Annotated in this window: 1 protein-coding gene; it reads right to left on the bottom strand. The window is 60.7% G+C overall.

Annotated elements, in window-relative coordinates:
* Window positions 1-93 precede the first annotated feature (93 nt).
* The gene (locus tag KW568_RS00680; protein WP_259537392.1) at window positions 94-26715 is read right to left on the bottom strand and encodes an immunoglobulin-like domain-containing protein; all 26622 of its coding nucleotides are present in this window, start codon (window positions 26713-26715) and stop codon (window positions 94-96) included.
* Between the last annotated feature and the right edge of the window lie 151 nt (window positions 26716-26866).

Here is a 26866-nt window from a genome sequence, read left to right as displayed (position 1 = left end):
AAGATCGCCGGGCGCGCAGGCCCGGCGCCAGAGTATGCGCTGTTGGCGGGTAGCAGGAAAGAGCCGGGGCCGCTGTGCGGCCCCGGTGGTCTGTCAGCTGTCCTTGTTGTGGATGATGATGGTCGGATCGGCACCGCTGATCAACGAGTTGATCGTCTGGTTGGACCAGTTCACCCCTTCCAGTTTGATAGTCACGTCGGCGTTGGCGATACCACCTTCGGCGTTGAGCTTGCCTTCGCTGCTGACTTGCAACGTGGTCGTACCCTCCACCGTGGTGAGCTTCAGGTAGTTGTCGATGGTGCTGCCCTTCTCGCCCTGCAGCAGGTCCTTCAGGTCGATACGGTCACCCTCGGCCTTGTTGAAGTCCTTGATCACGTCGTTACCGATGTCGCCAGCCTTCCATACGAAGGTGTCGGCACCGCTGCCACCGATCAGGATATCGTCGCCCTGGCCACCGATCAGGGAGTCATTGCCGGTACCGCCCAGCAGGATGTCGTTACCTTTGCCACCATCGAGCGTGTCGCTGCCACCTTGGCCGAAGAGGATGTCATTGCCATTGCCGCCCGACAGGATGTCATTGCCGTCTTTGGCACCGGAGATATCGAACTCGGTGTAGTGCTCGGTGATGTACTGGTGAACATTGCTGGTAGTGACAGCACTGACTTCAACACCGCTCTTCTGTGCAACGTACGTCTGCAGGGCCTGGTAACCCTCGCTGACGACACCGTTGAGGGTGATCAGGTCACCGAAGATGATGTCGTTGCCGTTACCACTATCAATGGTGTCGGCACCTGGCACCGTTGCTTCGGAGTGACCGAGAATCGCCTTGGCCAAATCGGACGGGTCGATATTGGTCTGTGGCTTGCCGGCACTGTCGTAAGGTTTCAGATCGTTCAGCGTGACATCGCTGTTCAGGCCGATAGCCTGGACTTTGCTCAAGCCATTGGTGCCGCCCAATACTGCGAAACTTTCAGTAGAACCTGCGGCCGAGTAGACGTAGTTCCAGTAATCCGCGTAGCCGGTACCGTCCAGGCTGGAGAGTTCATAGGTACCATCACCTTGTGCGTGAAGGGTGCCGACCGTCTTGGTGGAGTCAAGCACCAACTCACCGCGGCGGTTCTCGGTATAGGTCAGCACTTTGACCACACCATTGCTGCTGATCTCGACCTTGTGAGTCGCATCGGCCCAGGCGCTGAACGTGTCACCCATCTTGTAATTGTTGACGTTGACTACATCATCCAGGCTTTTGCCATTCTTCCACAGGCTAGGGTTGGTGGACTCACCGCTCTGATAATAGGTTGGCTTACCGTCGGTAATGAAGTAAGTCAGGTTCTCCGCACCTTTGTTGCCGGTGGCCATGGTGCTGTTGAAGAAGTTGGACGTGGTCTTGAACGCGTCTTCATAGTTGGTACCGCCACCGTAGTAGCCGCCCACCATCGAGTTCAATACCGCCTGCAACTTGCTCAAAGCATCCGGGTCGGCAAGGTTCACTGCCACGTTCTTGTTTACCTGGGTATCGAAGTCGACCAGGAAGATGTTTACGGTACCCGAGGTGTCCGAGCCCAGGCTGGCCTTGAGCGTGTTGAACACCGAGGCCAACTGCGTCTTGGCGTCGGCAATCGACTTGTCGCTCATACTGCCCGAGCTATCGACCATGAAGGCGATGTTGTAGTTCTTGCCCTGAACCACGTTCAGCCCGGATACGTCAGCGACGATGATGTCGTTGCCTTCACTACCGGTCATCGTGTCATTGCCCGAGGTACCTACACTGGCCTTGTAGGTCGCAGCGTACACCGTCACCGGGATATTGCCGGTGGTGATGGCCGAGCCGCCCAGGCTTTCGGTGGCAGTCGAGGTAACCGTGATGTCGAACGAGCCTTTGTAATAGGCCGGCGGGGTCAGCGTCAGGCTGCTGAGTTTCCAGCCTGTCACATCGACCGGGGCAGTACCAACCGTGACCGTGTGGCCTGCACCATCGCTCAATACGGTACCTTTCGGGATACCGCTGAGTGTCACGTTCAGGCTTTCGGAGCCGTCAGTGTCGGTCAGGGCGGTGGAAATACCGACCAGTTTCACCGAGCCACCCTCAGGCCCTTCGTTGAGCTTGTAGCCGTCGTAGTAGCTCTGACCATTCACGGTGTGCAGGTCGGACACGCCCAGGCCTGCGTTCGCCATCTCGGTCACGTTCTGGTACATCTTGACGTTCGAGCTGCTCAGGTCGGTAACGGCACCGGAGCCTACCTGGATGTTCAGGTCATAGCTGCCTGGACCGGACTGGTTGGCATGGTAGACCTCGATCGGGTAGTAGCCGCTGGTATTTGGGGTAAAGGTACCCGACACCCCGCCACCGGCTCCCCAGGTGGCCGTGACTACAGTCTTGCCACCGATGGTGACCACGAAGCTGTCGTCGGCCAAGCCACTGAAGGTATAGACCTTGCCGGCTTCCAGGTAGATCAGGCCCGACGTTTTCGAACCGGTGCCAGCGGTGACGCTGCCATCGGACTGCACGTTGGTCGTGGTGCTGCTGGAGTTCGCGCTGCCGGAGTTGGCAAAGACCGTCTTCAGATCCTCGCCGGTAATGCCGTTGCCGCCAGTACCCAGGCCTTTGAGGCTGGTCCAGACTTCCTTGGTCAGCCCTTTGGACTCGATATCGGCGCTGCCGAAGCTCAGGGTCGGTTTGTCGGCAACCGGGCTGATATCGACCTTCATGGTCACTTCGCTGCCCAAGTTGGTGCCATCGTTCGGCTTGAACTTGAACTGGGCGTAGTCAGCCTTCTGGTTACCCACGCCAGTACCACCGTAGTTGTCCGCACCCGACTGGTTGAGGGCCGGAACGAACTTCAGGTTCTTGGCAGTGATATCAGCCTGGCTGACCACCTGGCCAACGGCCACATTTACCCATGCAGTACCGTTGAAGAACTGCAAGTTGCCGGCGGCCGGGAGCGAGGTAATGGTCACAGACAGGTTAGTGTTGCCGTCGGCATCAGTGACTTTGAAATCACTCCAGGCAAACACGTAATCGGTGTCCTCCACGCCAAATACTGCGCCGCCAGGCGAAACCGGCAGGTGGTCATTGTCGAGAATGGTGGTCGTCACGCTCGATTTGCTGCTATCAACCTGCAGGTTCTCGAAGTTACCACCCGTGGCGGCTTCGATCTTCACGACGAAGTTCTCGGTACCTTCGACCAGTTTGTCATCGATGGTAGCGATGTTGAACGTCGTGCCTGTGCTGTTGGCCGGAATCTTCACGGTCGCAACACCGGTGAAGTCATCACCGTTTTTGGCGGTACCGCTGTAGCTAAGGGTGATAGTGACTTCGGACTTGGACGCGTTGCTCAGGATCAGCGTGTACTGGCCGGTTTCACCTTCGGTCAGAGAAGACGTGCCGGTAATACCAACGGTGGTGACGTCACCCTGGTTGCCGGTGCCCGGCGTTCCCGTACCTGGTTCGTCGGTCACAGCGGTGCTGACCGGGGTTTTGTCCAGCGTCAGTTGCTCGAATTTGCCGACATCCGCACCTTCAACGGTTGCGATCGATTTGATCACAGGGTCGTTGGTGCCAACGTAGACGTTGTCCGGGGCAGTCACGGTAGCAGTACCCACGGTACCGTTGGCCGGCACGGTGATGACGGTTTTGCCGTCGCTCAGCGTGAAGGTCAATGCACTGTGGTTGTTGATCGGCAGACCATCTTTGTTGCTCAGGGTGATGGTGTAGGTGATCTCACCACCTTCGGTGACAGAAGGGGTCGCGGTCAGCTTGGCCACCACTTCGTCGGTGGTGTCGGTAACCTGAACGGTAGCCGCACCGCCCAGTTGCAGGTTCTCGAACTTAGCGCCAGTGACGTCTACCGCCGAATTGATACCCAGGCTGATCTGGCCAGCATCGTTGTAGACGTCATCGCCTTGCGCAGCGTGGGTGTATGGCGCGCTGGTCTCGCCGGCCTTGATGGTGACCTGGGCATTGTTGCTCAGGGTCACGACCAGATCGTGGGCCAGGGCGGTGTTGATGTGCACGGTGAAGGTCGGCTTGACGTTCTCGGCCACCGAAGTCTGGTCGGCCGTGATGGTGACCTTGACCAGGTCGCCTTCGTTGCCTGGGGTGCCCGGCTCGTCGGTAACCGACGTGCTGACCGGGGTCTTGTCGAGTGTCAGTTGTTCGAACTTGCCGACATCTGCGCCTTCAACGGTTGCGATCGATTTGATCACCGGGTCGTTGGTACCGACGTAGACGTTGTCCGGGGCAGTCACGGTAGCAGTACCCACGGTGCCGTTGGCCGGCACAGTGATGACGGTTTTGCCGTCGCTCAGCGTGAAGGTCAATGCACTGTGGTTGTTGATCGGCAGACCATCTTTGTTGGTCAGGGTGATGGTGTAGGTGATCTCACCACCTTCGGTGACCGAAGGGGTCGCGGTCAGCTTGGCCACCACTTCGTCGGTGGTGTCGGTAACCTGAACGGTAGCCGCACCGCCCAGTTGCAGGTTCTCGAACTTAGCGCCAGTGACGTCTACCGCCGAATTGATACCCAGGCTGATCTGGCCAGCATCGTTGTAGACGTCATCGCCTTGCGCAGCGTGGGTGTATGGCGCGCTGGTCTCGCCGGCCTTGATGGTGACCTGGGCATTGTTGCTCAGGGTCACGACCAGATCGTGGGCCAGGGCGGTGTTGATGTGCACGGTGAAGGTCGGCTTGACGTTCTCGGCCACCGAAGTCTGGTCGGCCGTGATGGTGACCTTGACCAGGTCGCCTTCGTTGCCTGGGGTGCCCGGCTCGTCGGTGACCGACGTGCTGACCGGGGTCTTGTCGAGTGTCAGTTGTTCGAACTTGCCGACATCTGCGCCTTCAACGGTTGCGATCGACTTCACGACAGGGTCGTTGGTGCCAACGTAGACGTTGTCCGGGGCAGTGACAGTGGCAGTACCCACGGTGCCGTTGGCCGGCACGGTGATGACGGTTTTGCCGTCGCTCAGCGTGAAGGTCAATGCACTGTGGTTGTTGATCGGCAAGCCGTCTTTGTTGGTCAGCGTGATGGTGTAAGTGATCTCGCCGCCTTCGGTGACCGAAGGGGTCGCGGTCAGCTTGGCCACGACTTCGTCGGTGGTGTCGGTGACATCCACCTTCGCGGCACCGCCCAGCTCCAGGTTTTCGAAGGTGCGACCGTCTACATCCACAGCAGACGTGATGCCCAGGCTGATCTGGCCAGCGTCGTTGTAGACGTCATCGCCTTGCGCAGCGTGGGTGTATGGCGCGCTAGTTTCGCCGGCCTTGATGGTGACCTGGGCATTGTTGCTCAGGGTCACGACCAGGTCGTGAGCCAGGGCAGTGTTGATGTGTACGGTGAAGGTCGGTTTGACGTTCTCAGCCACCGAGGTCTGGTCAGCAGTAATAGTGACCTTGACCAGGTCGCCTTCGCTGCCTGGGGTACCTGGCTCGTCGGTAACCGACGTGCTGACCGGGGTTTTGTCGAGGGTCAGTTGCTCGAACTTGCCGACATCCGCACCTTCAACGGTTGCGATCGACATCACGACAGGGTCGTTGGTACCGACGTAGACGTTGTCCGGGGCAGTCACGGTGGCAGTGCCCACGGTGCCATTAGCCGGCACGGTGATGACGGTTTTGCCGTCGCTCAGCGTGAAGGTCAATGCACTGTGGTTGTTGATCGGCAGGCCGTCTTTGTTGGTCAGGGTGATGGTGTAGGTGATCTCGCCGCCTTCGGTGACCGAAGGGGTGGCGGTCAGCTTGGCCACCACTTCGTCGGTGGTGTCGGTGACATCCACCTTCGCGGCACCGCCCAGCTCCAGGTTTTCGAAGGTGCGACCGTCTACATCCACAGCGGACGTGATACCCAGACTGATCTGGCCAGCATCGTTGTAGACGTCATCACCCTGCGCAGCGTGGGTGTACGGCGCGCTGGTCTCGCCAGCCTTGATGGTGACCTGGGCATTGTTGCTCAGGGTCACGACCAGGTCGTGAGCCAAGGCGGTGTTGATGTGTACGGTGAAGGTCGGTTTGACGTTCTCAGCCACCGAGGTCTGGTCAGCAGTAATAGTGACCTTGACCAGGTCGCCTTCGTTGCTGCCGCCCGGGTTGCCTGGGGTACCAGGCTCGTCGGTAACCGACGTGCTGACCGGGGTCTTGTCGAGTGTCAGTTGCTCGAACTTGCCGACATCCGCGCCTTCAACGGTAGCGATCGACTTCACGACAGGGTCGTTAGCGCCGACGTAGACGTTGTCCGGGGCAGTCACGGTGGCAGTACCCACGGTGCCATTAGCCGGCACGGTGATGACGGTTTTGCCGTCGCTCAGCGTGAAGGTCAATGCACTGTGGTTGTTGATCGGCAGACCATCTTTGTTGGTCAGGGTGATGGTGTAGGTGATCTCACCACCTTCGGTCACCGAAGGCGTCGCGGTCAGCTTGGCCACTACTTCATCGGTGGTGTCGGTCACTTGAACCGAAGCGTTGCCGCCCAGTTGCAGGTTCTCGAAGGTGCGACCGTCTACATCCACAGCAGACGTGATGCCCAGGCTGATCTGGCCAGCGTCGTTGTAGACGTCATCGCCTTGCGCAGCGTGGGTGTACGGCGCGCTGGTTTCGCCGGCCTTGATGGTGACCTGAGCATTGTTGCTCAGGGTCACGACCAGGTCGTGAGCCAGGGCAGTGTTGATGTGCACGGTGAAGGTCGGTTTGACGTTCTCGGCCACCGAAGTCTGGTCGGCCGTGATGGTGACCTTGACCAGGTCGCCTTCGTTGCTGCCGCCCGGGTTGCCTGGGGTACCAGGCTCGTCGGTGACGGTAGTGCTGACCGGGGTCTTGTCCAGCGTCAGTTGCTCGAACTTGCCGACATCCGCGCCTTCAACGGTTGCGATCGACTTCACGACAGGGTCGTTAGCGCCGACGTAGACGTTGTCCGGGGCAGTGACAGTGGCAGTACCCACGGTACCATTAGCCGGCACGGTGATGACGGTTTTGCCGTCGCTCAGCGTAAAGGTCAATGCACTGTGGTTGTTGATCGGCAAGCCGTCTTTGTTGGTCAGCGTGATGGTGTAGGTGATCTCACCACCTTCGGTCACCGAAGGGGTCGCGGTCAGCTTGGCCACGACTTCGTCGGTGGTGTCGGTGACATCCACCTTCGCGGCACCGCCCAGCTCCAGGTTTTCGAAGGTGCGACCGTCTACATCCACAGCAGACGTGATGCCCAGGCTGATCTGGCCAGCGTCATTGTAGACGTCATCGCCTTGCGCAGCGTGGGTGTAAGGCGCGCTGGTCTCGCCAGCCTTGATGGTGACCTGGGCATTGTTGCTCAGGGTCACGACCAGGTCGTGAGCCAAGGCGGTGTTGATGTGTACGGTGAAGGTCGGTTTGACGTTCTCAGCCACCGAGGTCTGGTCAGCAGTAATAGTGACCTTGACCAGGTCGCCTTCGTTGCTGCCGCCCGGGTTGCCTGGGGTACCAGGCTCGTCGGTAACCGACGTGCTGACCGGGGTCTTGTCGAGTGTCAGTTGCTCGAACTTGCCGACATCCGCGCCTTCAACGGTAGCGATCGACTTCACGACAGGGTCGTTAGCGCCGACGTAGACGTTGTCCGGGGCAGTCACGGTGGCAGTACCCACGGTGCCATTAGCCGGCACGGTGATGACGGTTTTGCCGTCGCTCAGCGTGAAGGTCAATGCACTGTGGTTATTGATCGGCAGACCGTCTTTGTTGGTCAGCGTGATGGTGTAGGTGATCTCGCCGCCTTCGGTGACCGAAGGGGTCGCGGTCAGCTTGGCCACCACTTCGTCGGTGGTGTCGGTGACATCCACCTTCGCGGCACCGCCCAGCTCCAGGTTTTCGAAGGTGCGACCGTCTACATCCACAGCAGACGTGATGCCCAGGCTGATCTGGCCAGCGTCGTTGTAGACGTCATCACCCTGCGCAGCGTGGGTGTATGGCGCGCTGGTCTCGCCGGCCTTGATGGTGACCTGAGCGTTGTTGCTCAGGGTCACGACCAAATCGTGGGCCAGGGCGGTGTTGATGTGTACGGTGAAGGTCGGTTTGACGTTCTCAGCCACCGAGGTCTGGTCAGCAGTAATAGTGACCTTGACCAGGTCGCCTTCGCTGCCTGGGGTACCCGGCTCGTCGGTAACCGACGTGCTGACCGGGGTCTTGTCGAGTGTCAGTTGTTCGAACTTGCCGACATCTGCGCCTTCAACGGTAGCGATCGATTTGATCACAGGGTCGTTGGTGCCGACGTAGACGTTGTCCGGGGCAGTGACGGTGGCAGTGCCCACGGTGCCGTTGGCCGGCACGGTGATGACGGTTTTGCCGTCGCTCAGCGTGAAGGTCAATGCACTGTGGTTGTTGATCGGCAAGCCGTCTTTGTTGGTCAGCGTGATGGTGTAAGTGATCTCACCGCCTTCGGTCACCGAAGGCGTCGCGGTCAACTTGGCCACTACTTCGTCGGTGGTGTCAGTCACTTGAACCGAAGCGTTGCCGCCCAGTTGCAGGTTCTCGAAGGTGCGACCGTCTACATCCACAGCAGACGTGATGCCCAGGCTGATCTGGCCAGCGTCGTTGTAGACGTCATCGCCTTGCGCGTCGTGGGTGTACGGCGCGCTGGTTTCACCGGCCTTGATGGTGACCTGGGCGTTGTTGCTCAGGGTCACGACCAGGTCGTGGGCCAGGGCGGTGTTGATGTGTACGGTGAAGGTCGGCTTGACGTTCTCGGCTACCGAAGTCTGGTCGGCCGTGATGGTGACTTTGACCAGGTCGCCTTCGTTGCCCGGCGTACCTGGCTCGTCGGTAACCGACGTGCTGACCGGGGTTTTGTCCAGCGTCAGTTGCTCGAACTTGCCGACATCTGCGCCTTCAACGGTAGCGATCGATTTGATCACAGGGTCGTTGGTGCCAACGTAGACGTTGTCCGGTGCAGTGACGGTAGCAGTACCCACGGTGCCGTTGGCCGGCACGGTGATGACGGTTTTGCCGTCGCTCAGCGTGAAGGTCAATGCACTGTGGTTGTTGATCGGCAGACCATCTTTGTTGGTCAGGGTGATGGTGTAGGTGATCTCGCCGCCTTCGGTGACCGACGGGGTCGCGGTCAACTTGGCCACCACTTCGTCGGTGGTATCGGTCACTTGGACCGAAGCAGCACCGCCCAACTCGAGGTTCTCGAACGCAGCGCCAGTGGCGTCTACTGCCGAGTTGATACCCAGGCTGATCTGGCCAGCGTCCTGATAGACGTCATCGCCCTGCGCGTCGTGGGTGTACGGTGCGCTGGTTTCGCCAGCCTTGATGGTGACCTGGGCATTGTTGCTCAGGGTCACGACCAGATCGTGGGCCAGGGCGGTGTTGATGTGTACGGTGAAGGTCGGTTTGACGTTCTCGGCCACCGAAGTCTGGTCGGCCGTGATGGTGACCTTGACCAGATCGCCTTCGTTGCCTGGGGTGCCCGGCTCGTCGGTGACCGACGTGCTGACCGGGGTCTTGTCCAGTGTCAGTTGCTCGAACTTGCCGACATCCGCACCTTCAACGGTTGCGATCGATTTGATCACAGGGTCGTTGTTGCCAACGTAGACGTTGTCCGGGGCAGTGACAGTGGCAGTACCCACGGTGCCGTTGGCCGGCACGGTGATGACGGTTTTGCCGTCGCTCAGCGTGAAGGTCAATGCACTGTGGTTGTTGATCGGCAAGCCGTCTTTGTTGGTCAGCGTGATGGTGTAAGTGATCTCGCCGCCTTCGGTGACCGAAGGGGTCGCGGTCAGCTTGGCCACCACTTCGTCGGTGGTGTCGGTGACATCCACCTTGGCGGCACCGCCCAGCTCCAGGTTTTCGAAGGTGCGACCGTCTACATCCACAGCAGACGTGATGCCCAGGCTGATCTGGCCAGCGTCGTTGTAGACGTCATCACCCTGCGCAGCGTGGGTGTATGGCGCGCTGGTCTCGCCGGCCTTGATGGTGACCTGAGCATTGTTGCTCAGGGTCACGACCAAATCGTGGGCCAGGGCGGTGTTGATGTGTACGGTGAAGGTCGGTTTGACGTTCTCGGCCACCGAAGTCTGGTCGGCCGTGATAGTGACCTTGACCAGGTCGCCTTCGTTGCTGCCGCCCGGGTTGCCTGGGGTACCAGGCTCGTCGGTGACGGTAGTGCTGACCGGGGTCTTGTCGAGTGTCAGTTGTTCGAACTTGCCGACATCTGCGCCTTCAACGGTAGCGATCGATTTGATCACAGGGTCGTTGGTGCCAACGTAGACGTTGTCCGGTGCAGTGACGGTAGCAGTACCCACGGTGCCGTTGGCCGGCACGGTGATGACGGTTTTGCCGTCGCTCAGCGTGAAGGTCAATGCACTGTGGTTGTTGATCGGCAGACCATCTTTGTTGGTCAGGGTGATGGTGTAGGTGATCTCGCCGCCTTCGGTGACCGACGGGGTCGCGGTCAACTTGGCCACCACTTCGTCGGTGGTATCGGTCACTTGGACCGAAGCAGCACCGCCCAACTCGAGGTTCTCGAACGCAGCGCCAGTGGCGTCTACTGCCGAGTTGATACCCAGGCTGATCTGGCCAGCGTCCTGATAGACGTCATCGCCCTGCGCGTCGTGGGTGTACGGTGCGCTGGTTTCGCCAGCCTTGATGGTGACCTGGGCATTGTTGCTCAGGGTCACGACCAGGTCGTGAGCCAGCGGCTGGTTGACGTGCACGGTGAACGTCGGTTTGACGTTCTCGGCCACCGAAGTCTGGTCAGCCGTAATGGTGACTTTGACCAGGTCGCCTTCGTTGCCCGGCGTACCTGGCTCGTCGGTAACCGACGTGCTGACCGGGGTTTTGTCGAGGGTCAGTTGCTCGAACTTGCCGACATCCGCACCTTCAACGGTTGCGATCGATTTGATCACCGGGTCGTTGGTACCGACGTAGACGTTGTCCGGGGCAGTGACGGTGGCAGTGCCCACGGTGCCGTTGGCCGGCACGGTGATGACGGTTTTGCCGTCGCTCAGCGTGAAGGTCAATGCACTGTGGTTGTTGATCGGCAGACCATCTTTGTTGGTCAGGGTGATGGTGTAGGTGATCTCACCACCTTCGGTCACCGAAGGCGTCGCGGTCAGCTTGGCCACTACTTCATCGGTGGTGTCGGTCACTTGAACCGAAGCGTTGCCGCCCAGTTGCAGGTTCTCGAAGGTGCGACCGTCTACATCCACAGCAGACGTGATGCCCAGGCTGATCTGGCCAGCGTCGTTGTAGACGTCATCACCCTGAGCAGCGTGGGTGTACGGCGCGCTGGTTTCGCCAGCCTTGATGGTGACCTGGGCATTGTTGCTCAGGGTCACGACCAGGTCGTGGGCCAGCGGCTGGTTAACGTGCACGGTGAAGGTCGGCTTGACGTTCTCGGCCACCGAAGTCTGGTCGGCCGTGATGGTGACCTTGACCAGGTCGCCTTCGTTGCTGCCGCCCGGGTTGCCTGGGGTACCAGGCTCGTCGGTGACGGTAGTGCTGACCGGCGTCTTGTCGAGGGTCAGTTGCTCGAACTTGCCGACATCTGCGCCTTCAACGGTTGCGATCGATTTGATCACAGGGTCGTTGGTGCCAACGTAGACGTTGTCCGGGGCAGTGACAGTGGCAGTACCCACGGTGCCGTTGGCCGGCACGGTGATGACGGTTTTGCCGTCGCTCAGCGTAAAGGTCAATGCACTGTGGTTGTTGATCGGCAAGCCGTCTTTGTTGGTCAGCGTGATGGTGTAAGTGATCTCGCCGCCTTCGGTGACCGAAGGGGTCGCGGTCAGCTTGGCCACGACTTCGTCGGTGGTGTCGGTGACATCCACCTTCGCGGCACCGCCCAGCTCCAGGTTTTCGAAGGTGCGACCGTCTACATCCACAGCAGACGCGATGCCCAGGCTGATCTGGCCAGCGTCGTTGTAGACGTCATCGCCTTGTGCAGCGTGGGTGTACGGCGCGCTGGTTTCGCCGGCCTTGATGGTGACCTGAGCATTGTTGCTCAGGGTCACGACCAGGTCGTGAGCCAGCGGCTGGTTGACGTGCACGGTGAAGGTCGGCTTGACGTTCTCGGCCACCGAAGTCTGGTCGGCCGTGATGGTGACCTTGACCAGGTCGCCTTCGTTGCCTGGAGTGCCCGGCTCGTCGGTAACCGACGTGCTGACCGGGGTTTTGTCGAGGGTCAGTTGCTCGAACTTGCCGACATCCGCACCTTCAACGGTTGCGATCGATTTGATCACCGGGTCGTTGGTACCGACGTAGACGTTGTCCGGGGCAGTGACGGTGGCAGTGCCCACGGTGCCGTTGGCCGGCACGGTGATGACGGTTTTGCCGTCGCTCAGCGTGAAGGTCAATGCACTGTGGTTGTTGATCGGCAGACCATCTTTGTTGGTCAGGGTGATGGTGTAGGTGATCTCACCACCTTCGGTCACCGAAGGCGTCGCGGTCAGCTTGGCCACTACTTCATCGGTGGTGTCGGTCACTTGAACCGAAGCGTTGCCGCCCAGTTGCAGGTTCTCGAAGGTGCGACCGTCTACATCCACAGCAGACGTGATGCCCAGGCTGATCTGGCCAGCGTCGTTGTAGACGTCATCACCCTGAGCAGCGTGGGTGTACGGCGCGCTGGTTTCGCCAGCCTTGATGGTGACCTGGGCATTGTTGCTCAGGGTCACGACCAGGTCGTGGGCCAGCGGCTGGTTAACGTGCACGGTGAAGGTCGGCTTGACGTTCTCGGCCACCGAAGTCTGGTCGGCCGTGATGGTGACCTTGACCAGGTCGCCTTCGTTGCTGCCGCCCGGGTTGCCTGGGGTACCAGGCTCGTCGGTGACGGTAGTGCTGACCGGCGTCTTGTCGAGGGTCAGTTGCTCGAACTTGCCGACATCTGCGCCTTCAACGGTTGCGATCGATTTGATCACAGGGTCGTTGGTGCCAACGTAGACGTTGTCCGGGGCAGTGACAGTGGCAGTACCCACGGTGCCGTTGGCCGGCACGGTGATGACGGTTTTGCCGTCGCTCAGCGTAAAGGTCAATGCACTGTGGTTGTTGATCGGCAAGCCGTCTTTGTTGGTCAGCGTGATGGTGTAAGTGATCTCGCCGCCTTCGGTGACCGAAGGGGTCGCGGTCAGCTTGGCCACGACTTCGTCGGTGGTGTCGGTGACATCCACCTTCGCGGCACCGCCCAGCTCCAGGTTTTCGAAGGTGCGACCGTCTACATCCACAGCAGACGCGATGCCCAGGCTGATCTGGCCAGCGTCGTTGTAGACGTCATCGCCTTGTGCAGCGTGGGTGTACGGCGCGCTGGTTTCGCCGGCCTTGATGGTGACCTGAGCATTGTTGCTCAGGGTCACGACCAGGTCGTGAGCCAGCGGCTGGTTGACGTGCACGGTGAAGGTCGGCTTGACGTTCTCGGCCACCGAAGTCTGGTCGGCCGTGATGGTGACCTTGACCAGGTCGCCTTCGTTGCCTGGAGTGCCCGGCTCGTCGGTAACCGACGTGCTGACCGGGGTCTTGTCGAGTGTCAGTTGTTCGAACTTGCCGACATCCGCACCTTCAACGGTTGCGATCGATTTGATCACCGGGTCGTTGGTGCCAACGTAGACGTTGTCCGGTGCAGTGACGGTAGCAGTACCCACGGTACCGTTGGCCGGCACGGTGATGACGGTTTTGCCGTCGCTCAGCGTGAAGGTCAATGCACTGTGGTTGTTGATCGGCAGGCCGTCTTTGTTGGTCAGGGTAATGGTGTAGGTGATCTCGCCGCCTTCGGTCACCGACGGGGTAGCAGTCAGCTTGGCCACCACTTCGTCGGTGGTGTCGGTCACTTGAACCGAAGCCGCACCGCCCAGCTCCAGGTTTTCGAAGGTGCGACCGTCTACATCCACAGCAGACGTGATACCCAGGCTGATCTGGCCAGCATCGTTGTAGACGTCATCGCCCTGCGCAGCGTGGGTGTACGGCGCGCTGGTTTCGCCGGCCTTGATGGTGACCTGAGCATTGTTGCTCAGGGTCACGACCAGGTCGTGAGCCAGGGCGGTGTTGATGTGCACGGTGAAGGTCGGCTTGACGTTCTCGGCCACCGAGGTCTGGTCAGCCGTGATGGTGACTTTGACCAGGTCGCCTTCGTTGCCCGGCGTACCTGGCTCGTCGGTAACCGACGTGCTGACCGGGGTTTTGTCCAGCGTCAGTTGCTCGAACTTGCCGACATCTGCGCCTTCAACGGTTGCGATCGATTTGATCACAGGGTCGTTGGTGCCAACGTAGACGTTGTCCGGGGCAGTGACAGTGGCAGTACCCACGGTGCCGTTGGCCGGCACGGTGATGACGGTTTTGCCGTCGCTCAGCGTAAAGGTCAATGCACTGTGGTTGTTGATCGGCAAGCCGTCTTTGTTGGTCAGCGTGATGGTGTAAGTGATCTCGCCGCCTTCGGTGACCGAAGGGGTCGCGGTCAGCTTGGCCACGACTTCGTCGGTGGTGTCGGTGACATCCACCTTCGCGGCACCGCCCAGCTCCAGGTTTTCGAAGGTGCGACCGTCTACATCCACAGCAGACGTGATGCCCAGGCTGATCTGGCCAGCGTCGTTGTAAACGTCATCACCCTGAGCAGCGTGGGTGTATGGCGCGCTGGTTTCGCCGGCCTTGATGGTGACCTGGGCATTGTTGCTCAGGGTCACGACCAGGTCGTGAGCCAGAGCGGTGTTGATGTGCACGGTGAAGGTCGGCTTGACGTTCTCGGCCACCGAAGTCTGGTCGGCCGTGATAGTGACCTTGACCAGGTCGCCTTCGTTGCTGCCGCCCGGGTTGCCTGGGGTACCAGGCTCGTCGGTGACGGTAGTGCTGACCGGGGTCTTGTCGAGTGTCAGTTGTTCGAACTTGCCGACATCTGCGCCTTCAACGGTAGCGATCGATTTGATCACAGGGTCGTTGGTGCCAACGTAGACGTTGTCCGGGGCAGTCACGGTAGCAGTACCCACAGTACCGTTGGCCGGCACGGTGATGACGGTTTTGCCGTCGCTCAGCGTGAAGGTCAATGCACTGTGGTTGTTGATCGGCAGACCATCTTTGTTGGTCAGGGTGATGGTGTAGGTGATCTCACCACCTTCGGTGACCGACGGGGTGGCAGTCAGCTTGGCCACTACTTCGTCGGTGGTGTCGGTCACTTGGACCGAAGCCGCACCGCCCAGCTCGAGGTTCTCGAAGGTCGCACCAGTGGCGTCTACCGCCGAGTTGATGCCCAGGCTGATCTGGCCAGCGTCGTTGTAAACGTCATCACCCTGCGCAGCGTGGGTGTACGGCGCGCTGGTTTCGCCGGCCTTGATGGTGACCTGGGCATTGTTGCTCAGGGTCACGACCAGGTCGTGAGCCAGGGCGGTGTTGATGTGTACGGTGAAGGTCGGTTTGACGTTCTCAGCTACCGAGGTCTGGTCGGCGGTGATGGTGACCTTAACCAGATCGCCTTCGTTGCCTGGGGTGCCTGGCTCGTCGGTGACCGACGTGCTGACCGGGGTCTTGTCCAGCGTCAGCTGTTCGAACTTACCGACATCCGCGCCTCCAACGGTTGCGATCGACATCACGACAGGGTCGTTGGTGCCGACGTAGACGTTGTCCGGGGCAGTGACGGTGGCAGTGCCCACGGTGCCGTTGGCCGGCACGGTGATGACGGTTTTGCCGTCGCTCAGCGTGAAGGTCAATGCACTGTGGTTGTTGATCGGCAGGCCGTCTTTGTTGGTCAGCGTGATGGTGTAAGTGATCTCACCGCCTTCGGTCACCGACGGGGTGGCGGTCAACTTGGCCACCACTTCGTCGGTGGTGTCGGTCACTTGAACCGAAGCCGCACCGCCCAACTCGAGGTTCTCGAAGGTCGCACCAGTGGCGTCCACCGCCGAGGTGATGCCCAGGCTGATCTGGCCAGCGTCGTTGTAGACGTCATCGCCTTGCGCAGCGTGGGTGTACGGCGCGCTGGTTTCGCCGGCCTTGATGGTGACCTGAGCATTGTTGCTCAGGGTCACGACCAGGTCGTGAGCCAGGGCGGTGTTGATGTGCACGGTGAAGGTCGGCTTGACGTTCTCGGCCACCGAAGTCTGGTCGGCCGTGATGGTGACCTTGACGATGTCGCCTTCGTTGCCTGGGGTGCCAGGCTCGTCGGTGACGGTAGTGCTGACCGGCGTCTTGTCGAGTGTCAGTTGTTCGAACTTGCCGACATCCGCGCCTTCAACGGTTGCGATCGACTTCACGACAGGGTCGTTAGCGCCGACGTAGACGTTGTCCGGGGCAGTGACAGTGGCAGTACCCACGGTGCCGTTGGCCGGCACGGTGATGACGGTTTTGCCGTCGCTCAGCGTGAAGGTCAATGCACTGTGGTTGTTGATCGGCAAGCCGTCTTTGTTGGTCAGCGTGATGGTGTAGGTGATCTCGCCGCCTTCGGTCACCGAAGGCGTCGCGGTCAGCTTGGCCACCACTTCGTCGGTGGTGTCGGTCACTTGAACCGAAGCGTTGCCGCCCAGTTGCAGGTTCTCGAAGGTGCGACCGTCTACATCCACAGCAGACGTGATGCCCAGGCTGATCTGGCCAGCGTCGTTGTAGACGTCATCGCCTTGCGCAGCGTGGGTGTATGGCGCGCTAGTTTCGCCGGCCTTGATGGTGACCTGGGCATTGTTGCTCAGGGTCACGACCAGGTCGTGAGCCAGGGCGGTGTTGATGTGTACGGTGAAGGTCGGTTTGACGTTCTCAGCCACCGAGGTCTGGTCAGCAGTAATAGTGACCTTGACCAGGTCGCCTTCGCTGCCTGGGGTACCTGGCTCGTCGGTAACCGACGTGCTGACCGGGGTTTTGTCGAGGGTCAGTTGCTCGAACTTGCCGACATCCGCACCTTCAACGGTTGCGATCGACTTCACGACAGGGTCGTTGGTGCCAACGTAGACGTTGTCCGGGGCAGTCACGGTAGCAGTACCCACGGTACCGTTGGCCGGCACGGTGATGACGGTTTTGCCGTCGCTCAGCGTGAAGGTCAATGCACTGTGGTTGTTGATCGGCAGGCCGTCTTTGTTGGTCAGGGTGATGGTGTAGGTGATCTCGCCGCCTTCGGTGACCGAAGGGGTGGCGGTCAGCTTGGCCACCACTTCGTCGGTGGTGTCGGTGACATCCACCTTCGCGGCACCGCCCAGCTCCAGGTTTTCGAAGGTGCGACCGTCTACATCCACAGCGGACGTGATACCCAGGCTGATCTGGCCAGCATCGTTGTAGACGTCATCACCCTGCGCAGCGTGGGTGTACGGCGCGCTGGTCTCGCCGGCCTTGATGGTGACCTGGGCATTGTTGCTCAGGGTCACGACCAGGTCGTGGGCCAGCGGCTGGTTGACGTGCACGGTGAAGGTCGGTTTGACGTTCTCAGCCACCGAGGTCTGGTCAGCAGTAATAGTGACCTTGACCAGGTCGCCTTCGTTGCCCGGCGTACCTGGCTCGTCGGTAACCGACGTGCTGACCGGGGTTTTGTCGAGGGTCAGTTGCTCGAACTTGCCGACATCCGCACCTTCAACGGTTGCGATCGATTTGATCACAGGGTCGTTGGTGCCGACGTAGACGTTGTCCGGGGCAGTCACGGTAGCAGTACCCACGGTGCCGTTGGCCGGCACGGTGATGACGGTTTTGCCGTCGCTCAGCGTGAAGGTCAATGCACTGTGGTTGTTGATCGGCAAGCCGTCTTTGTTGGTCAGGGTGATGGTGTAAGTGATCTCGCCGCCTTCGGTCACCGAAGGGGTCGCGGTCAGCTTGGCCACGACTTCGTCGGTGGTGTCAGTCACTTGAACCGAAGCGTTGCCGCCCAGTTGCAGGTTCTCGAAGGTGCGACCGTCTACATCCACAGCAGACGTGATGCCCAGGCTGATCTGGCCAGCGTCGTTGTAGACGTCATCGCCTTGCGCGTCGTGGGTGTACGGCGCGCTGGTTTCACCGGCCTTGATGGTGACCTGGGCGTTGTTGCTCAGGGTCACGACCAGGTCGTGGGCCAGGGCGGTGTTGATGTGTACGGTGAAGGTCGGCTTGACGTTCTCGGCTACCGAAGTCTGGTCGGCCGTGATGGTGACCTTGACCAGGTCGCCTTCGCTGCCTGGGGTACCTGGCTCGTCGGTGACCGACGTGCTGACCGGGGTTTTGTCCAGATTCAGGTTTTCGAACTTCCACGCATCTGCGCCGCTGACCGCGTCGATGGCATTGACCACCGGCGCGTTAGTGCCGACATAGACGTTGTCCGGGGCGGTTGCAGTAGCCGAGCCCGTAGTGCTGTTCGCTGCCACAACGACAGTGGTGCCGTCGGTCAGCTTGAAGTACAGCTCCGAGTGGTTGTTGATCGGCAGACCGTCTTTGTTGGTCAGCGTGATGGTGTAGGTGATCTCACCGCCTTCGGTGACCGACGGGGTGGCGGTCAGCTTGGCCACCACTTCGTCGAGGGTGTCGGTCACTTGGACCGAAGCCGCACCGCCCAGCTCGAGGTTCTCGAAGGTCGCACCAGTGGCGTCTACCGCCGAGTTGATGCCCAGGCTGATCTGGCCAGCGTCCTGGTAGACGTCATCGCCTTGCGCGTCGTGAGTGTACGGCGCGCTGGTTTCGCCGGCCTTGATGGTGACCTGGGCATTGTTGCTCAGGGTCACGACCAGGTCGTGAGCCAAGGCGGTGTTGATGTGTACGGTGAAGGTCGGCTTGACGTTCTCGGCCACCGAAGTCTGGTCGGCCGTGATGGTGACCTTGACGATGTCGCCTTCGCTGCCTGGGGTACCTGGCTCGTCGGTGACCTGGGTGCTGACCGGGGTCTTGTCCAGGTTCAGGTTTTCGAACTTCCACGCATCTGCACCGCTGACCGCGTCGATGGCATTGACCACCGGCGCGTTAGTGCCGACATAGACGTTGTCCGGGGCGGTTGCAGTAGCCGAGCCCGTAGTGCTGTTCGCTGCCACAACGACAGTGGTGCCGTCGGTCAGCTTGAAGTACAGCTCCGAGTGGTTGTTGATCGGCAGACCGTCTTTGTTGGTCAGCGTGATGGTGTAGGTGATCTCACCGCCTTCGGTGACCGACGGGGTGGCGGTCAGCTTGGCCACCACTTCGTCGAGGGTGTCGGTCACTTGGACCGAAGCCGCACCGCCCAGCTCGAGGTTCTCGAAGGTCGCACCAGTGGCGTCTACCGCCGAGTTGATGCCCAGGCTGATCTGGCCAGCGTCCTGGTAGACGTCATCGCCTTGCGCGTCGTGAGTGTACGGCGCGCTGGTTTCGCCGGCCTTGATGGTGACCTGGGCATTGTTGCTCAGGGTCACGACCAGGTCGTGAGCCAAGGCGGTGTTGATGTGTACGGTGAAGGTCGGCTTGACGTTCTCGGCCACCGAAGTCTGGTCGGCCGTGATGGTGACCTTGACGATGTCGCCTTCGCTGCCTGGGGTACCTGGCTCGTCGGTGACCTGGGTGCTGACCGGGGTCTTGTCCAGGTTCAGGTTTTCGAACTTCCACGCATCTGCACCGCTGACCGCGTCGATGGCATTGACCACCGGCGCGTTAGTGCCGACATAGACGTTGTCCGGGGCGGTTGCAGTAGCCGAGCCCGTAGTGCTGTTCGCTGCCACAACGACAGTGGTGCCGTCGGTCAGCTTGAAGTACAGCTCCGAGTGGTTGTTGATCGGCAGACCGTCTTTGTTGGTCAGCGTGATGGTGTAGGTGATCTCACCGCCTTCGGTGACCGACGGGGTGGCGGTCAGCTTGGCCACGACTTCGTCGAGGGTGTCAGTCACTTGAACCGAAGCGTTGCCGCCCAGTTCCAGGTTCTCGAACGCAGCACCAGTGGCGTCCACCGCCGAGTTGATGCCCAGGCTGATCTGGCCAGCGTCCTGGTAGACGTCATCGCCTTGCGCGTCGTGAGTGTACGGCGCGCTGGTTTCGCCGGCCTTGATGGTGACCTGGGCATTGTTGCTCAGGGTCACGACCAGGTCGTGAGCCAAGGCGGTGTTGATGTGTACGGTGAAGGTCGGCTTGACGTTCTCGGCCACCGAAGTCTGGTCGGCCGTGATGGTGACCTTGACGATGTCGCCTTCGCTGCCTGGGGTACCTGGCTCGTCGGTGACCTGGGTGCTGACCGGGGTCTTGTCCAGGTTCAGGTTTTCGAACTTCCACGCATCTGCACCGCTGACCGCGTCGATGGCATTGACCACCGGCGCGTTAGTGCCGACATAGACGTTGTCCGGGGCGGTTGCAGTAGCCGAACCAGTGGTGCTGTTGGCTGCCACGACGACAGTGGTGCCGTCGGTCAGCTTGAAGTACAGCTCCGAGTGGTTGTTGATCGGCAGACCGTCTTTGTTGGTCAGCGTGATGGTGTAGGTGATCTCGCCGCCTTCGGTGACCGACGGGGTGGCGGTCAACTTGGCCACGACTTCGTCGAGGGTGTCAGTCACTTGAACCGAAGCGTTGCCGCCCAGTTCCAGGTTCTCGAACGCAGCACCAGTGGCGTCCACCGCCGAGTTGATGCCCAGGCTGATCTGGCCAGCGTCCTGGTAGACGTCATCGCCTTGCGCGTCGTGAGTGTACGGCGCGCTGGTTTCGCCGGCCTTGATGGTGACCTGGGCGTTGTTGCTCAGGGTCACGACCAGGTCGTGAGCCAGCGGCTGGTTGACGTGCACGGTGAAGGTCGGTTTGACGTTCTCGGCTACCGAAGTCTGGTCGGCCGTGATGGTGACCTTGACGATGTCGCCTTCGTTGCCTGGGGTACCTGGCTCGTCGGTGACCTGGGTGCTGACCGGGGTCTTGTCCAGGTTCAGGTTTTCGAACTTCCACGCATCTGCACCGCTGACCGCGTCGATGGCATTGACCACCGGCTGGTTAGTGCCCACATAGACGTTGTCCGGGGCGGTTGCAGTGGCCGAACCGGTGGTGCTGTTGGCTGCCACGACGACAGTGGTGCCGTCGGTCAGCTTGAAGTACAGCTCCGAGTGGTTGTTGATCGGCAGACCGTCTTTGTTGGTCAGCGTGATGGTGTAGGTGATCTCACCGCCTTCGGTGACCGACGGGGTGGCGGTCAGCTTGGCCACCACTTCGTCGAGGGTGTCGGTCACTTGGACCGAAGCCGCACCGCCCAGCTCGAGGTTCTCGAAGGTCGCACCAGTAGCGTCTACCGCAGAATTGATGCCCAGGCTGATCTGGCCAGCGTCGTTGTAGACGTCATCGCCCTGCGCAGCGTGGGTGTACGGCGCGCTGGTTTCGCCAGCCTTGATGGTGACCTGGGCATTGTTGCTCAGGGTCACGACCAGGTCGTGGGCCAAGGCGGTGTTGATATGTACGGTGAAGGTCGGTTTGACGTTCTCGGCTACCGAAGTCTGGTCGGCCGTGATGGTGACCTTGACGATGTCGCCTTCGCTGCCTGGGGTACCTGGCTCGTCGGTGACCTGGGTGCTGACCGGGGTCTTGTCCAGGTTCAGGTTTTCGAACTTCCACGCATCTGCACCGCTGACCGCGTCGATGGCATTGACCACCGGCGCGTTAGTGCCGACATAGACGTTGTCCGGGGCGGTTGCAGTAGCCGAGCCCGTAGTGCTGTTCGCTGCCACAACGACAGTGGTGCCGTCGGTCAGCTTGAAGTACAGCTCCGAGTGATTGTTGATCGGCAGACCGTCTTTGTTGGTCAGCGTGATGGTGTAGGTGATCTCGCCGCCTTCGGTGACCGACGGGGTGGCGGTCAGCTTGGCCACTACTTCACTGATAGTGTCCGAGATCTCAACGGTAGCCGGGCCACCCAAGGCCAGCTTCTCGAAGGTGGCACCCGGAACTGTAGCGTCGGTAACACTGAGCGTGATGGAGCCTGCATCAAGATAGACGTCATCGCCCTGAACCGAGGTCTTGTACTCGACTTCGGTCTTACCGGCTTCGATCGTCACGGTGTCGCCGTTCGACAGGGTTACGGTCAACGGACGGTCCAGCGCCTGGCTAACTTTCACAGTAAAGGAAGGCTGCTGGTCTTCGGTCACATTTCCATTGCTGACAATGCTTACGGTGACGGTATCGATGCTGTCATTGATGACCGTCGAGGCGGGGGTCGGGTTCGGGGTCAGTTGCTCGAAGTTGCCGCCCGTGGCGTTCTCGATGGTGACGCTGACGGTCGAACCGTTGTTGTAGACGTCATTGGCCGGGGTCTGGAAATCGACGCTGCCCTGGGTTTTGCCGGCTTCAACGGTAATGGTTTGGCCGTTGGACAGGGTCACGGTCACCGGCGTCTGGGCAGGATTGCTCAGGGTCACGGTGTAGGTGATCACGCCGCCTTCGGTCACGCTTGGCGAGGCGGTCAGGGTTGCAGTGGTGGTATCGACCGAGTCGTTGATCGTGGTCTGAGCCGGCGTCGGGTTCGGGGTCAGTTGCTCGAAGTTGCCGCCCGTGGCGTTCTCGATGGTGACGCTGACGGTCGAACCGTTGTTGTAGACGTCATTCGCCGGGGTCTGGAAATCAATACTGCCCTGGGTTTTGCCGGCTTCAACGGTAATGGTCTGACCGTTGGACAGGGTCACGGTTACCGGCGTCTGAGCAGGGTTGCTCAGGGTCACGGTGTAAGTGATCACGCCGCCTTCGGTCACGCTTGGCGAGGCGGTCAGGGTTGCAGTGGTGGTGTCGACCGAGTCGTTGATCGTGGTCTGAGCTGGCGTCGGGTTCGGGGTCAGTTGCTCGAAGTTGCCGCCCGTGGCGTTCTCGATGGTGACGCTGACGGTCGAACCGTTGTTGTAGACGTCATTGGCCGGGGTCTGGAAATCGACGCTGCCCTGGGTTTTGCCGGCTTCAACGGTAATGGTTTGGCCGTTGGACAGGGTCACGGTCACCGGCGTCTGGGCAGGATTGCTCAGGGTCACGGTGTAGGTGATCACGCCGCCTTCGGTCACGCTTGGCGAGGCGGTCAGGGTTGCAGTGGTGGTATCGACCGAGTCGTTGATCGTGGTCTGAGCTGGCGTCGGGTTCGGGGTCAGTTGCTCGAAATTACCGCCCGTGGCGTTCTCGATGGTGACGCTGACGGTCGAACCGTTGTTGTAGACGTCATTGGCCGGGGTCTGGAAATCGACGCTGCCCTGGGTTTTGCCGGCTTCAACGGTAATGGTTTGGCCGTTAGACAGGGTCACGGTTACCGGCGTCTGGGCAGGGTTGCTCAGGGTCACGGTGTAGGTGATCACGCCGCCTTCGGTGACCGACGGGCTCGCCGTCAGGGTCGCGGTGGTGGTGTCGACCGAGTCGTTGATCGTGGTCTGAGCTGGCGTCGGGTTCGGGGTCAGTTGCTCGAAATTACCGCCCGTGGCGTTCTCGATGGTGACGCTGACGGTCGAACCGTTGTTGTAGACGTCATTGGCCGGGGTCTGGAAATCAACGCTGCCCTGGGTTTTGCCGGCTTCAACGGTAATGGTCTGACCGTTGGACAGGGTCACGGTTACCGGCGTCTGAGCAGGGTTGCTCAGGGTCACGGTGTAAGTGATCACGCCGCCTTCGGTCACGCTTGGCGAGGCGGTCAGGGTTGCAGTGGTGGTGTCGACCGAGTCGTTGATCGTGGTCTGAGCTGGCGTCGGGTTCGGGGTCAGCTGTTCGAAGTTGCCGCCCGTGGCGTTCTCGATGGTGACGCTGACGGTCGAGCCGTTGTTATAGACGTCATTGGCCGGGGTCTGGAAATCGACGCTGCCCTGGGTTTTGCCGGCTTCAACGGTAATGGTTTGGCCGTTGGACAGGGTCACGGTCACCGGCGTCTGGGCAGGATTGCTCAGGGTCACGGTGTAGGTGATCACGCCGCCTTCGGTCACGCTTGGCGAGGCGGTCAGGGTTGCAGTGGTGGTATCGACCGAGTCGTTGATCGTGGTCTGAGCCGGCGTCGGGTTCGGGGTCAGTTGCTCGAAGTTGCCGCCCGTGGCGTTCTCGATGGTGACGCTGACGGTCGAACCGTTGTTGTAGACGTCATTGGCCGGAGTCTGGAAATCGACGCTGCCCTGGGTTTTGCCGGCTTCAACGGTAATGGTTTGACCGTTGGACAGGGTCACGGTCACCGGCGTCTGGGCAGGATTGCTCAGGGTCACGGTGTAGGTGATCACGCCGCCTTCGGTCACGCTTGGCGAGGCGGTCAGGGTTGCAGTGGTGGTATCGACCGAGTCGTTGATCGTGGTCTGAGCTGGCGTCGGGTTCGGGGTCAGCTGCTCGAAGTTGCCGCCCGTGGCGTTCTCGATGGTGACGCTGACGGTCGAACCGTTGTTGTAGACGTCATTCGCCGGGGTCTGGAAATCGACGCTGCCCTGGGTTTTGCCGGCTTCAACGGTGATGACCTGGCCGTTGGACAGGGTCACGGTTACCGGCGTCTGGGCAGGGTTGCTCAGGGTCACGGTGTAGGTGATCACGCCGCCTTCGGTGACCGACGGGCTCGCCGTCAGGGTCGCGGTGGTGGTGTCGACTGAGTCGTTGATCGTGGTCTGAGCCGGCGTCGGGTTCGGGGTCAGTTGCTCGAAGTTGCCGCCCGTGGCGTTCTCGATGGTGACGCTGACGGTCGAACCGTTGTTGTAGACGTCATTGGCCGGGGTCTGGAAATCGACGCTGCCCTGGGTTTTGCCGGCTTCAACGGTAATGGTTTGGCCGTTGGACAGGGTCACGGTCACCGGCGTCTGGGCAGGATTGCTCAGGGTCACGGTGTAGGTGATCACGCCGCCTTCGGTCACGCTTGGCGAGGCGGTCAGGGTTGCAGTGGTGGTATCGACCGAGTCGTTGATCGTGGTCTGAGCCGGCGTCGGGTTCGGGGTCAGCTGCTCGAAGTTGCCGCCCGTGGCGTTCTCGATGGTGACGCTGACGGTCGAACCGTTGTTGTAGACGTCATTCGCCGGGGTCTGGAAATCAATGCTGCCCTGGGTTTTACCGGCTTCAACGGTAATGGTCTGACCGTTGGACAGGGTCACGGTCACCGGCGTCTGGGCAGGGTTGCTCAGGGTCACGGTGTAGGTGATCACGCCGCCTTCGGTCACGCTTGGCGAGGCGGTCAGGGTTGCAGTGGTGGTATCGACCGAGTCGTTGATCGTGGTCTGAGCTGGCGTCGGGTTCGGGGTCAGCTGCTCGAAGTTGCCGCCCGTGGCGTTCTCGATGGTGACGCTGACGGTCGAACCGTTGTTGTAGACGTCATTCGCCGGGGTCTGGAAATCGACGCTGCCCTGGGTTTTGCCGGCTTCAACGGTGATGACCTGGCCGTTGGACAGGGTCACGGTTACCGGCGTCTGGGCAGGGTTGCTCAGGGTCACGGTGTAGGTGATCACGCCGCCTTCGGTGACCGACGGGCTCGCCGTCAGGGTCGCGGTGGTGGTGTCGACTGAGTCGTTGATCGTGGTCTGAGCCGGCGTCGGGTTCGGGGTCAGCTGTTCGAAGTTGCCGCCCGTGGCGTTCTCGATGGTGACGCTGACGGTCGAACCGTTGTTGTAGACGTCATTCGCCGGGGTCTGGAAATCAATGCTGCCCTGGGTTTTACCGGCTTCAACGGTAATGGTCTGACCGTTGGACAGGGTCACGGTTACCGGCGTCTGAGCAGGGTTGCTCAGGGTCACGGTGTAGGTGATCACGCCGCCTTCGGTCACGCTTGGCGAGGCGGTCAGGGTTGCAGTGGTGGTATCGACCGAGTCGTTGATCGTGGTCTGAGCCGGCGTCGGGTTCGGGGTCAGTTGCTCGAAGTTGCCGCCCGTGGCGTTCTCGATGGTGACGCTGACGGTCGAGCCGTTGTTATAGACGTCATTGGCCGGGGTCTGGAAATCGACGCTGCCCTGGGTTTTGCCGGCTTCAACGGTAATGGTTTGGCCGTTAGACAGGGTCACGGTCACCGGCGTCTGGGCAGGGTTGCTCAGGGTCACGGTGTAGGTGATCACGCCGCCTTCGGTGACCGACGGGCTCGCCGTCAGGGTTGCAGTGGTGGTGTCGATTGTATCGGTCACTTGGGTAACCGATGGCGTTTGCGGCAATGTCACCGTCAGCCCGCCACCCCCGGAACTGCCGGTCACGGTCGCCGAAATCTGGCCCCCGTCGATGTAGGGCGTGTCGTTTGCCGGAACTACGACGTTGACACTACCACTGGTCTGCCCAGCCGGAATAACGATCACGGCACCGTTGGACAGCGTAATTACCAGGTTGGTGGTCGGCGCCTGACCAACGGTGGCGGTATAAACGATTACGCCACCCGCTTCACTGATAGAAGGGGTTGCGCCAAGCGTCAGCTCAGTAGCAACGTTGGTATCCGTAGGTGTGGTCACCAGGTTGTTGCCGTTAGTGTCCAGCAGGCCCACTTCTTCGTTATCGAGTACGCCCGCAAAGCCCAGCCCGTCAGTCGGGAAACCAACCGTCGGGTCAACACGGCCAGCCGTTTCTTCGAGCATCACGAAGCTGTGGCCACCGCCCAGCGCACCACCACCCGCTGATGACGGGCCAGCGGCGGTAGCTTCAAGCTCAGTAGTCGGGTCAACACCAGCAGCAATAGCCTGCTGCAGCTCTTCCACCGAAGGCGCGGCCTGGGCTGCCGCCTGGCTCAGGTCGGTGCTGCTGTCAGGCGCATCGGCGCTCCATTGGCTGTCACGGCCCAGATCGAGCGTACGGCCATCAGCCAGCTCCAGAGTAACTGCGCCACCAGGACCGGTGAGCACTTCCTCACCGGTCAACAGGCGGTCACCTTCGATAAGTACACGCCGGATGCCCTCTGGGGATACCGCAATAACCTGGCCGACAATGCTTTTGACGATGGCTACAACGCTGCTCATTGGACTCTCCGTGTGACCCGATGGGTACTTCCCTGCCAGAGCGGCGCTTGCTAGCCACTTCAGGCGGAACTATGTCGATGATCTCTTGACGATTTTTGACGTCAATATTCCGTCTATAACTTTTTGGAATTGCCTAACTGCCAAACTATTG

The organism is Pseudomonas sp. HD6515 (assembly GCF_024971855.1).
Classification (GTDB): Bacteria; Pseudomonadota; Gammaproteobacteria; order Pseudomonadales; family Pseudomonadaceae; genus Aquipseudomonas; species Aquipseudomonas alloputida.
The sequence above is the reverse complement of the archived record's forward strand: the minus strand, read 5'-3'. Positions and strand labels throughout refer to the sequence as shown.

What these genes read in the sequence shown, in the direction of transcription:
- KW568_RS00680 (WP_259537392.1), bottom strand. Translation starts at nt 26,715, where the DNA reads ATGAGCAGCGTTGTAGCCATCGTCAAAAGCATTGTCGGCCAGGTTATT.